Raw genomic sequence first — 12541 nt, 5'->3', positions numbered from 1 at the left:
TCTTTAATAATTTATTTTTGCTTTTAATTGACCGCTATTAGGTCGCCAGTCACCAATACTAATTGATTTTCCGGTGCGTTTTTGCACTGATTTAGCAATTCGTATTGGCGTGTTGAGTACCGCACCAGCCAAACAATCGATATAATCATCTGGCTGATCTTTAATTTCGGGGTTAAAGTCCCGCATCTGATCAAATGCTGGACAGGTGTCTTTATCGGCGACACTCACATGCGCCCACAAGAACCGCGATTGTAGCGGAGCGTCTAATGCTTCCAAAATTCTAATTTGTTTGTTACGGGTTTCATGGTGTTCAATAACCCCACAATTCAGACCGCGAAGTTTTAGCGCCTGCCTTAACAGGGTAGGTGCAAACCCCCCTATGCCATTTGTTTCGATAATGACAGACGGAATACTATACTTAGCAACATAATCACAAATCTGCATTACCTGCCCGCCGTTTATTCGCCCCCCATCAAGTCGCTCATTTTCAAAAGTCGCAATCTCGCCTTTTAACCCTGCGCAGACATGCCAATACAAATGCCCTGAGGCATCCGTAAACAACAGGCTAAATGCGCTCGCATCTGATTTGATTTTACCGGCTGACGGGTCCCACACCGCAGACGCGCCTATTATTCGGGTGTTGCCTAACATCATAGTCACTTCGCCGTTAGCATCGATAATGTGAGGCTCGACATCATAAAGCCGAATACGATCAGGATCTAATCGTTTCTTTGTGATAGGTTTTGCATGTAGTTGATATTGGCTATCCCATGCGTTTATTGTACGCGTTTCACGACGACGGATTAAAATATCAGCACGCGTAAAACGCTCAGCCCATGACACCCCAGCATAACAATCGATGATACCATTATAATCGGCGCCAAAAGTAATATATTCTCCCTCTACACTATAATGTACAGTCTCCTCTAATAACTCGGCAGTCTCATATATTCCAATAAAAACATATTCAGCCTTAAAACCGATACGATATCTTTCACCAGCTTTTATGCAAGTAAGACGCTCTTCGCTAGAGAAAAGACGAATGGTTAATACATCCGCCCCTTTGCGTTCATAATCGACATATAATGAATCATAGGTGTGTGGCGTCCCTATGAAAAGCTTTTCTCCTCCCGGTTTGAGTATATGGGTTTGCTCATCCAGACGATCGCGTAACTTTTCCCTAAGTTCTGGGGTTGCAATGTTTCGTGGCACTTCGACATCATCATTTTGCGCTTGATCGGCACGTGACCCTGTTACATTTGACAACACCCCTTTTGCCAACATGCTACTATGCAACGGATCGGATAGCGTATCAACATCGTTAATGTTCCAACGCTCCACATCCATTTTGCCGGAGGGGATCATGCCTTTTGTTAATGGGTGCCTACGCAAAATACTTTGCGTTGCCCGGCTTATTTTTCTGGCAGATGGATCGGATTCCGATTGATGCATAATCTGAAAATTAGGATCATTATAAAATCGCCATGCGTTATAGGGTGCCAGCGTGCTTGATTTGCCAATACCTCGATGACATAACAATACCTTAACAGGTGCAAATTTATTTAACCAATCAGCCATTATAAGATGACAATCCGGTGTGTCTCGATTTAGGTGTTCATTCCACATCATGAGAAACGCCGGAAATGAAATTTTACCCAATGCCTAAACGCTCCAATCGTTTTTTTGCCGCATTCTCAAACTGAATAATTTTACTCTCTACATTCTGCACAACCTCAGTATTGGGCGTCGTATTTTTACGTTCACATAATGCGATCAATGTTTCTAATTTAACAGCGGTGGTGATAGCCTGATTCGCATTTTTTTTGCACCAATAGCGATCCCCTCGTTCCTGATCGGTCATTTCGTCAAGAGTTTTATTTGCACCAGCCCAAGTGCTTGGATCAGCCTCAGCAATAACTACATCTATCATTTTTTCTGACAATTTTTTTAATTGCTCAATCTGATTCATTATTTCGCTCCCGGTATAACTTCATCGGGACGCCACCAAAACTCACGCCCATACGTGGACTGTTGCCGTTTGGTGTATTTTTTGAGATACCCCGGACTAACTGCCTCTTGTAATTGGTTAAATAACAAATGATCGGTTACCGCCTTTGTGTACCAAAGGTTAGCGCCCGGTGTAAGCCCTTTAACAAATCTGACTGCATCCGCGCCCACATGAGTGTCCTCACCCGATAATGCCCGTCTGGTATTACCTAACGTTAGATCGGCTAACTGGGCTAAGCTTGACCCTAACGGACCTATCGCCATTTCTCCCATAGTTGCACCATAACTATTTTTATCGGAAAAGATAAAATCCCCAAAAACACCAAGCGCCCCACCTTTAAGCATAGCCTCGATCCAGAAGCTGGTATCACTCATATCTTGCGGTTTTCTGCCTGAAAAAATATTGTTCAACTGTAATGCGGCTGCACCGAATAATGTTGTAGCTAAAAGCAAAGCACCGCCAAAATACGATTTTTGTAATCGATTGGGTAGTGCATTACCTCGCGCCCACATTCTGGCGACCAAGGCAAAAGGGAACGCCTTAAACTGTGCTATAGAGCGAGCGATTTCTCCGCTTGCAGTACCGCGTTGTAATCCTGCCCCTGTTCGTAAACGGTCACGGGTCCCCGGCGTAATTACCGCCATGTCCGCCTCCTCCGCCAACATACCGATAAGTTTCCGGGTTGCATCAAACTTAATTTTTTCCGGATCTCCAAGGTGGGCCAGTTTTTCATTTTTGATGGCCATAATACTTTCGGGTGTTAATAAGTTTTTAACCCCTGCATGTGTATCTAGCTTGGCTTGTTTCCACACGTTAAAATCGGTTTCGCTTACGCCATGCCGCCTGATCAATTCGGCATCAAATTTACTGGTTTTAGTTAACATAGCTAAATCGCTATTTGAGCTAACGACATGGCCAAGCGATGACATCATCGAGGCGGCATACCCTTCTTTTGCGGCGTCGGAAATTTTCATTAATCCTGACAGGCGTAACACGGTCGATGCGGCCTTGCTCGTCCAATTAGTTTGCATATTATCTATACTCCACCGATTCATGCTGGATAACGCACTTTCCAACGCAAACCCGTTGCGTAGAGCGAAACGTTTATCTCTTTGATTAAATGGGTTAAGCGACGATAACATGGCTTTATACATCGGACCAAGAGCCATACCATTAGTTATGGCCATTAATAATAATGTTCCCTGATCCGTGATGGCTGTGATCGCTGCACTGCCTAATCGTGACGCAGTGAGAAGATTACGTAGACTGTCAAAAAATCTAGCTATTAGTGAGCTGGCAATGGGTTTGTAGTTACCCGTTACAAAGTCGTAAAGATCGCTAGTTTTTTTCGCATAGTTTTTCAACTTGCCTTCATTAACCCTGTTCGCCAAAATTGACTTTTGGGTGACATCCTCCAATATCGATCTAAATGTCAAGTTTGGATTGGGTCCGAATGTTTCTATAGCAGAAATATCACGACTGAGACTAGTTATATGCCCCACCATAATATCAAATATGCCTCGGTCACCGTATTTTTCATGGTAGCGCATAAAGCTATCAGCATCTTTGAAAAAAATTTGACGAGATTCACCATGTCTATTAGCCGTCATGCTGGAGCGCTTTTGACCTGATGCCTGGAGTTTATTAACTCCTCCCGTTGAAATGGTATCGTAAATAGCAGTAAATAGCGTTTTAACCTCATCATCGTTCATCAGCTCGCCATCAGATTTGACATATTTGTTTCGGTCTATTTCGGGTAATATATCGTCCAGCCATTGATCCAATCCCGCTCTTGCCGATTTAATTTGTGAATGCTCCTGTGGCAGGCTCCAGTTATCTAATTTACCAATATCACCGCCGGCGTTATTAAATGCTCGCCTGAGCTGGTCGGCGGATTTAGCCCATATCTCGGCGGCTTTTTTTGCGCCTTCGTTGCCGGTGCTCTCTCCATACATTTCTCGGACAAGATCTTTTATTTGTCCTTCTTTTTCAAACAAACTTAACAGCCCTGCTTCATCCATTTCAGCCAGCAATGGACCCAGAAACATATTCTTGGTTGAGTTAGCCCGTGTGTCCATAGCCTGAAACCCGGTTTTATTATCGGGCTGATAGGCTAATAATCGATTGAGGGCATCAATATGATTTTTAGCATCGCCTCTATTCACCATATCATTAATTTGTTTATCAATTCGATTACGGGACATAATAGTTAATGCGGCTCGCTGACGTTTTAATTCCTGTTGATGCAGGGCTTCATTAACCCCATATTCCGCAGCCTGTCGCAATCGTTCCTCGGCGGAGTAGGTGTGCCAGTCGGGATTATTTCTCGCTAACAATTCCTGATTTTTAAAAATATTGTCAAATATATTTTGAATTTCTGCCTTGCTTAAATTACGCCCCGATGCGGCATTAATAACGGATTGATAACATCTTTTCATTATATGCTCCCCAATATGCACGCCACAGCAGCGTCATATAGTTTTTTATCTGATTTAGTTTTTTCAATATCCCGATCTATTGATTCGATAAGATCTTTGGCATTTATCATTATTTCATTGCCGCTTTCATCCAAATAATTGATATGCATGTTGGGATTGTCTTTAAGGATCTGACTGACAATATCCCCCCCTGATTGATCATCGTAGGTCGCATTTTGGCGCATAGATTCAAATTCAATATCGCTAACCTCGGCTTGACGTTGGTAAATATCGAAAGATTCGGAAATGTCGCTAGCTTTAAGACCGGTTTTATCCATGACTTTTTGGGTTAAATGTTTCGGTATTATGCCGTTATTTAAATTAGCAATATCCTGTTTGTCTCGACGACTTAACTTAGGCTTGTTTGTTATTTCGGTTTTAATCTCATCAATGATCTTGCCGGGTATAGGTGTTCCGTTTTTTGTGTAATAAATAGCTTCATCGGGAAAATGTTTAACAATGGCTTGGGTTAGTGCATTTTGCCAATCAACATCGTGTTTGATAATAAATCGACCATCGCTTAGAATAGCAGACACATCAACAGGGCGATCATTGATCATGTCATCAAACGCCTTATTAAAGGCTTTATCATGCATATTTAGAGATTCGATATCTGACGGCACACCCATAGCCGCATCGTTTTGGTGCAATTGATTGTTTTTAGCGAGAGCAGCATCTAAATATCGTTGCTGTTTGATTTCAGCGAATTTACCCACACCACCAAAGAAAATGCCCAGTATTGCATCAACAGTTATTGCCTCAGTATCCAGCGCGTGGTACTGTGATGCCATTTCGTGATAACCGTTCGACGCCAATATGTCATGAGTAAATCCCCGATAACCTGCGCCAGTAGCAACATTCGCCCCGGTGGTATACATAATGTCCTTTAGTGCAAGCCTGCCATAGGCATAGGTTTTCGACAGTTTAGTCTGCGCATTTATAAAGCTTTTCATTTCTGATGTGAACCGAAAGCCCATTGTCATGGGCATATACCCACCTAATGCAATTGAACCGCCATGTACAAACGCTTTTTGTGCCGCGGTGTGATTATCCAAACCTTCAGACAATCCAGCCTCATAATCTGCATACCCCTGTATGCCACCAGCTAATAATGCCGTTCCTCCCGTTGATTTGGCAAATTTACCCAGTCCCACAAATGAACTGATCACATCAAACGCAGAAAATAATGTTGCGGATAACATCCCGGAATTTTGAGCAGTCTCTTGCATGAGTTGGGTATGTTTGACTGTGTCCGCCAGCGAATTTTTTAGGTACTGTGTTACTGCGCTATCAGTAGGCTGATCCGTTAATTGGTCGATTTTCTCCATCGTATAAACCATTGCCCCACCTAAAACCGTAGAGGGTTTGGCTAATAAACCGACGTACGCCCCGGATAATGCCGATCTGGCTCCGTTCCAAATGTGGTCTGACAGGGTGGGAGTGTAATCATAAAAATCAACACCGTTAGCGATAGCTTCATTGTATAGTTGTTTAAATGTCATTCTGGTATGCTCTTTATTTCACGATAGGGTTGTAATGTATTAATAATGACGGGTAAGCCGTTGTTATCTCTCAAAAATCCGTTACCAGCCTTGAGAAAATAACGACCATCTGGTAAGCCGTTAGTGTTTGATGGTATCAACCGAAATCGGTCAATTAACTGCCTGCGTGTTAGCCTATACGGATCGTGTGGGTCATGAAGATATTTTGTTAACGTTTCAGATTCTACCCACCCATTTTTGACTGCAATTGCATCGTACTGTTGCTCTATATGATTTGAAAAAGTATCCTCATCCATTCCCCACGGCATACGTACGTTATATTTTCTCGATGTTTCGCCTGCTACTGCGTTAATTGATTCCTCTAAAAGATCGGGGTCTATTTCACGAGTGTTTGCGTAATTTCCCTGAGAGATGGATTTACCTACATAGTAACTCATCGCAGCACTGTATACTTGCTGTCTAACTTTCGGAACGTCAGCGAAAAACTCACCCGTCAATTTATCAAACTCTTCAAGAGATTTAGGCGGTAGTGTAATGTCCTTGATAGACGGATCACCTTTTTTAGAAGGTTTAAGCGCATCGGCTCCCTTCAATATAAAGTTCGCAACCGTCTGCCGATCCCTTACTTCATTAGCTGTAAATATGTTTTTTTCAACAACAACACTTCGCCCAGCCGGGCTATTAAGCATTTCACCAGCAAGAGCAAACCCGGGATTTTCTAAACCTACAGTCTTCAAAATGGCATTATACGCATTGTTATCATCGTCGGTTGCCTCTGAAAAAACTTTCAAAAATTGAGACTGTTGATCCGCACCCGCATCTTCTAATACTCGTGTTAAATTATCCGCCTCCGCATTTGAAAAGATTTGTAATTCAGTACCATAATCTTTACTGATTCGGTTAGCCTGTACCACGCGCGCTCGCAAACTTTCCAGTGTATATTCCAGATCATTTACTTCGCCCGCTTGCTGTGCCGCTGCAATAGGATCTTTACGCCGTTTATCTAATAATATTGCTGCCGCCCTCGCCCTCGTTTTTTGCAGCTCTAGCCTTTGAGCAAAGTTAGTGGCGCTTGGATCTGCGGTCAAATCTGATAATGTCTTATCCCCTTGCAAGATATCCTCTTCTTGGGTAAAAGCTAAAAGATCCTTGCTCGGCATACTTTTCATTGCATTGATATTACGCGCTAACGTTTGACCATCTTGATATGCGTCATATGCTTGTTGTCCTTTTTCCCCAAAAACCGTATTGAATCGGCTAAGTGGAATGTCGGGAGCAACAATACCCCTTTCCTGCATCGCCTTAGCATTTGTCAAATCAAGGCTTAAGCTATCCCTATTTGCATTACCTTGATGTCTTATTAGACTATCCACCTTGAGCATATACTTAGCTTTGTTCGTTTCGGTAAGTTGGTTGTATGCATACGATTTTTTCATGTTTGCAGCAAGCGCCGAAAAACTACCCTTCGTTATTTCGGTATGCGCTACCCACCCATCTAATGCCGATGAGTAGTATTGTTGTGTAATTTGTTCTCGTTGTTGTTGGCGCACCTCATTAGGCACTCCGCGCTCATGAGAAAACTCATCAATACGTGACAGCAAATTATCAAACCCCATGCGAAGCGAAGTATTATCGTTATATAAGCCTTCGGCATTAGACATGGCTAAATTGATACTTGATTGAATAGTATTAGCAGCGAGCGCGTCTTGCTCCCTGCTTTCATGCATCATCAATTGCCGGTTATAGGCTATATGCATGTCTTGGGTTTGGAGATCAAACTTATTTAAATAACTATTTCCTCGCAACGTTTCCCTAATTTCTGCAATCTTATCGGTATAACGTTGGTTAACGTTCCCGGCTTCATTAAGGGCATTCTCGCCTTTCAGATTTAAATAGCCGGTTTCCGGGTTGTTAAGTTCGTCATTAGCAAATTCATCTAAATCCAATAGGGCTTTTTGGTATTGAAGTTGATCATCCTCTTGTTTTTTTTGTAGCATCAAGTTAGCAATAGCATTTAAGCCATCGCCAAGCTTACCAAGCCCTGGTCCAATTGAGATGCTATCCGGAAGTGTAGCGTTACTCCCCCCAAGCCGTATATTGCCAAATGCTGGGATTTTAGCCATTAAGAGCCTCCTCCGCTTAACATGCTTGATGCCGACATAGAATTAGCTGCATTATTTGCCCATGTGCCAATGGACTTGAATATAAAACCTTTCTTTAGTTGCTTTACATTGTATTTAGCCATTTTGGCGTTAATGGTTTGTTGATTAGCCTCTTTTGCCGCACTATACATTGTTGCAAAAACATCATCGTTAACCGCCTTCTGTAGGCTGCGTTGCGTACTGGCTACTGTTTGAGAATCATTAACATCAACGCCTGATGCCCCGAAATCCGATCGTACGGTCCCTTGAGCCTGATCGCCCTCACGCGAAATCTTATCGGCGTTTTGTTGCCCCTCCCAAATCGTGCTTTTAGCATTCATTTTATACAGCTTTGCTTGTGCCTTTAATAACTGGCTTTGCGTTTTGTAGTCTATAAAATCCGCTGTATAGTTAGCCGCGTCTGCTGTGCCTTTTGCTGCCCAATACCACCACATATTACACCTCTTTTGTATAAGTAACCGATAAGGGTCTGTACCCTAAAAATGCATATAAAGATAAGGTTTTCTCATGATCTATACCGGATGATACGCCCAGCTCAATATGTTTAGCCCCGTTCTTTTTAGCCCAAGATTCATATTTTTTTATCAACCTGAATGCCGTTAACGATCCTCTATGTTCGGGTAATACATAAAACGCCACATCAGTAGCAATGATATCTACCCCACCAAGCGGCGCAGTTAATTCAGCAATAAGAAAGCCTCTTATTACTCCGCCCTTTTCATCAATCAAAACAGTTGCGCCATTACACAAAATAAAAATTTTTAACGACGAAATGGCTTTTTCTTCATCCCATGCATATAATCGTTGATGATTACTTGATTCCGCGTATGCCTTTTTACAAAGCTCAAACACCGCTGGTATATCTAAAAAAGTTGCTTCTCTAATCATCCTGCTGTCACCAAATAGGACACAGCCATAAGATGAAATGGCAACGGCTGTGTTTGTTTTATAATCAAGTTGATTTCGTTAACATCCCACCCCAGTGAATCCAATTTTTCAGACGTTGATAATTCGGGTGGGCTTTCGTCTAACAGGTTGTTACCAAATTTTCTAGCTGTTAATATTTGTTCACTGTCCGATCCGTATAGCTCGACCGTCGCCCCAATAGTTTTATGAAATTTAAAAATGACCTCGCTCAATGTGACTTGGGATCCAACCAATGTGCCATGTGCTGTTGGGAAATCCTGAAACAACAATTCAAGTCGTGTTTCATAGTTGATCCCCACTTCAATTTTTTTGGCGTCACGATTTAGGTGGATAGCCCCATTAACCACGGGCATGTTAGGCATAACTACACCGTCGGCAACCACTGAAACCGTATGACCGTTAAGATGTTCAAAACCGCCCCACTTTCGCGCACCGTTTTCATCATAGCCTGACAGCCCACAATCGGTATTCAACTCCGAATCAAAAATTTCGATACAAACCACATTGTTATTATTGATACGGCGACGAACAGCGGTATAAACCACATCCCGCGTTTTCTCCGGTATACAACATGCATAGATGTATGCCCCGTCGGTTTCAACAGATCCCCAGCCCATAATCTCCTGCTCTGAGTTATAGGTTAACGCTGCAATTTTTCCGTTATTACAAACAACATAAATCATTGAATTTGGATCTTGCTGGTAGGTCATGGCTTTTATACCGCTGGTCAATAAATGTCGTGATATCTCCGATAACGTAGACCACTCTACCTCAGTGCCGTAATAACCCCCGTTAGAAACGGCTTTTAATTGTTTTCCTGCTCGCTGAACAAATAGCATTGATGCATCAATATTGATAGGGCGCACATGAGAGCAGCCGAAAGAAGATTGCAATCTGATGTTTACATTGCTTGGCTTAATGCCGTTTTCATAACCGCCAGTAATAGAAAATTCATTACCGGCGGTTAACGCTAGTAATACCTGATCCTGTGTTATGTGAATTATTTTATTACCCTGATTGTCATCAATACCGATCGATAGAGCATCATCATCACTACTATCCGCTGTATCGAAATTGTAGGGGTTGCCTGTGGTAGACATCCAAATTTTACGCGGAAATCGTTTTGATGCCGCAAAGATTAACCGTTGTTGATGTAGGTAGGTTGCTGAGGGGTAGCCCAGCTCAGCGGACCAGCAGGGATGTAACAGCGTCCACGAATTCGGTATTGCGGTTATCGTTGACGATAACGCATACACAACCCTACCCTTGGCTGTAGAGAAATTCCCATCCCGTTCGTCGCCTAACTCGTTGATGAGCAGAACGCCACTATTAACCGAAATACGGGCGCTTATATCATTTTTAGTAAATCCGTAATAGCGATCCTTTCCGGCGTCATCATTAAAAATTGATACCGATATTGATTTGCCAACATCTTTATCGGATGTGTTAAATTTTAAATACGCTCTTGGTGTAGGTACGGTCTCCTCAAACGGAGGCGGATCAAACTCCGCATTTTTGAGCCCCCAATTATGATCGCCATAACGTTTGAGTTCCTGTATTGGGTAATTCTCATGGACCAAAAACATCGTATCTTGACGCTGAGTATATTTAATATCGTGTAAATCGCCTGCATTATATGGCGTTCCTATTTCGTAAATGTCGCCCCTGTCATCACGGATAATGTGACTATTGATATAAAAACGCATATATTTATGACCCAGCTCGATCATGTATGACTGATCCACACTGAAAACAAATTTAATCAAAATGACATCTTTATCCGCATATTTGGCATGACTAACAAATCTGGAGCCGTGCCGTCTCACTGCACCACCAAATGGAGAGATAAACGTGTTAACAGATTTTTTTAATCCGTTTTGATGTTTGGCTGTATCGGTGCGCCCCAACATCTCCGGCGATATTTCACCAGCAGAAAATGACGTTTGAGCAAATCTAAATTGAGTAGGCATAAATCAGTATCTCGCCTGCATCAACGGATTACTAATTAATCGTTGAGATGGATTTTCAAGACCGTTATTAGCTTTAGCGATCTGGGTTTTAAACAGTACCTTTTGCTCAAGCGTTTGTCTGAGTGAATCAGATTTAGCTATCGGGTAGGCAATTAATGATGCAAGGGTATAGGTAACCACAGCGACAAAATCGGGGGACCACGTGGCGACGTCCTCGTTTTTAAACACATAGCGAAGGTTTAATGAATCCGTATTAGCTAAAACACGTCCCCCCTCGATTCTAAAATCAGATGACACCAACGGGTAATCAATACCCAACACACGGAGACAATCAGCCGGCAGGTTGTATTCATACAGATAACCATAGGCTGGTTGCGAGGTTAGGGGCGATAATTTCACTCGTTTCGTGGCAAAATTCCACGGGTGAGCGCGGAGTAAATCATCCCTGACATGATCATATAAATTGAATGTTAATCGTGCCGCCGTGGTGTTATCTGTCGGATTGGCAATTGGAGCCGCTCCGACTAACAGGGCTGCGTTAGAACATATTGAAATTTTCGTAGCCATACGCGCCCTAATGTTTATGCTGCGATTTGGATTTCAACAACTTTTTGTTCGTTAGCTCGTCCGGCAGCAAATGAGGCATCGACAAGAATTTGATGCGTGTTGTTTTTATCGGGACGCTTAGAGATGTCTACGTCATAAGCTGAACCCTGCCCGAAGTGCACTGAAGTGCCGGTATACATGACTGATTTTTTATGCAAACCACCGTCATCACTCACTTTCAGACTGTTGTACGGTATCCAATTAATGCCACACCATTTAGTACCGACCTTACCTTCTTGGAGCATTTGCAAGCTCATAAAATCAGCGCTTGTTAAGGTTGTATCGCTTAATATCTGGCTCATCATAATTGCATCGTATAACATGTAAATTTCTTCGCCGTTATGTTCATCACACTCGTTATCTCTAAAAATAGATTTAGCTGTGAGAATTTTTGATTTAGTAATCCCGTCGTTATTGTGCAAAATGACCTGAGTGTTAGGTAGAGAAACCTTAGTTACGCTCCCGTTGTACTCGTTAATGCGTTCAATTTCGCCCAGTAATGCATTATAGATGGCTTTGTCAACTTCGCGTTGATACGCAAATAAACAGGCGTTCATGTAGGGACCCTGTACACTGGCGAGCAATTTTGGCACGTCCATTTTGTCAACAGGTACAGCCATGGATTTATCGGCAAGGTATACCCTGCGTGTCCCTGAATCTGGTAAATCCCATTGAGTATCACCAAATCGGACACGATCACGCATTTCGAGGTTGCCCATGTCGTTAATTGTAAACATATTACCGGTAATAGATCCCCGGTTGTGAACTGTTTTTAACAACCGTGATTCTTTTTGTTGGCACGTAATTTCAAACGAATCATGAAACTGTGTTACATACGCGGATGTGATTTTATTTTGGTTAGCTGCAAATGTCATATTGCAATCCTATG

General features: G+C 42.5%; 10 protein-coding genes. All 10 read right to left on the bottom strand.

Annotated features, from left to right (window positions below; translation table 11 throughout):
* Positions 1 to 3: 3 nt before the first annotated feature.
* From terL to A9G10_RS03295, 10 genes are read right to left on the bottom strand one after another with little or no spacing between them, the layout of a single operon-like run.
* Complete coding sequence (gene terL, locus A9G10_RS03340) at positions 4 to 1659, bottom strand: phage terminase large subunit (RefSeq protein WP_065558266.1); 1656 nt, start codon at positions 1657 to 1659, stop codon at positions 4 to 6.
* Positions 1652 to 1969, bottom strand: coding sequence for a hypothetical protein (locus tag A9G10_RS03335; protein WP_081298996.1), 318 nt, complete (start codon positions 1967 to 1969; stop codon positions 1652 to 1654). Before A9G10_RS03335 ends, terL begins: the two co-directional genes overlap by 8 nt.
* Positions 1969 to 4446 carry a hypothetical protein gene (locus tag A9G10_RS03330; RefSeq protein ID WP_081298994.1) on the bottom strand — a complete coding sequence of 826 codons (2478 nt, stop codon included), beginning with the start codon at positions 4444 to 4446 and terminating at the stop codon, positions 1969 to 1971. The genes A9G10_RS03335 and A9G10_RS03330 overlap by 1 nt, the downstream gene beginning before the upstream one ends.
* Positions 4446 to 5987: a hypothetical protein gene (locus tag A9G10_RS03325; RefSeq protein WP_065558264.1), complete on the bottom strand. Its 1542-nt coding sequence runs from the start codon at positions 5985 to 5987 to the stop codon at positions 4446 to 4448. Before A9G10_RS03325 ends, A9G10_RS03330 begins: the two co-directional genes overlap by 1 nt.
* On the bottom strand, positions 5984 to 8110 hold the full coding sequence (locus A9G10_RS03320; protein ID WP_065558263.1) for a hypothetical protein: 2127 nt from the start codon (positions 8108 to 8110) through the stop codon (positions 5984 to 5986). Before A9G10_RS03320 ends, A9G10_RS03325 begins: the two co-directional genes overlap by 4 nt.
* Positions 8110 to 8583 (bottom strand): hypothetical protein, encoded by a 474-nt coding sequence (locus tag A9G10_RS03315; RefSeq protein ID WP_065558262.1) that lies wholly within the window; start codon positions 8581 to 8583, stop codon positions 8110 to 8112. Before A9G10_RS03315 ends, A9G10_RS03320 begins: the two co-directional genes overlap by 1 nt.
* A gap of 1 nt (position 8584) precedes the next feature.
* On the bottom strand, positions 8585 to 9037 hold the full coding sequence (locus tag A9G10_RS03310) for a GNAT family N-acetyltransferase (protein WP_065558261.1): 453 nt from the start codon (positions 9035 to 9037) through the stop codon (positions 8585 to 8587).
* Entirely contained in the window at positions 9034 to 11046 is a 2013-nt protein-coding gene (locus A9G10_RS03305; protein WP_065558260.1) for a hypothetical protein, read from the bottom strand. The genes A9G10_RS03310 and A9G10_RS03305 overlap by 4 nt, the downstream gene beginning before the upstream one ends.
* A gap of 3 nt (positions 11047 to 11049) precedes the next feature.
* Positions 11050 to 11613 (bottom strand): hypothetical protein, encoded by a 564-nt coding sequence (locus A9G10_RS03300; protein ID WP_065558259.1) that lies wholly within the window; start codon positions 11611 to 11613, stop codon positions 11050 to 11052.
* Positions 11614 to 11627: 14 nt separating this feature from the next.
* Positions 11628 to 12527 (bottom strand): phage capsid protein, encoded by a 900-nt coding sequence (locus tag A9G10_RS03295; RefSeq protein WP_065558258.1) that lies wholly within the window; start codon positions 12525 to 12527, stop codon positions 11628 to 11630.
* Between the last annotated feature and the right edge of the window lie 14 nt (positions 12528 to 12541).

Source organism: Gilliamella sp. wkB308, from assembly GCF_001690185.1.
GTDB lineage: Bacteria > Pseudomonadota > Gammaproteobacteria > Enterobacterales > Orbaceae > Gilliamella > Gilliamella apicola_I.
This window is presented reverse-complemented; position numbering and strand designations above follow the sequence as displayed.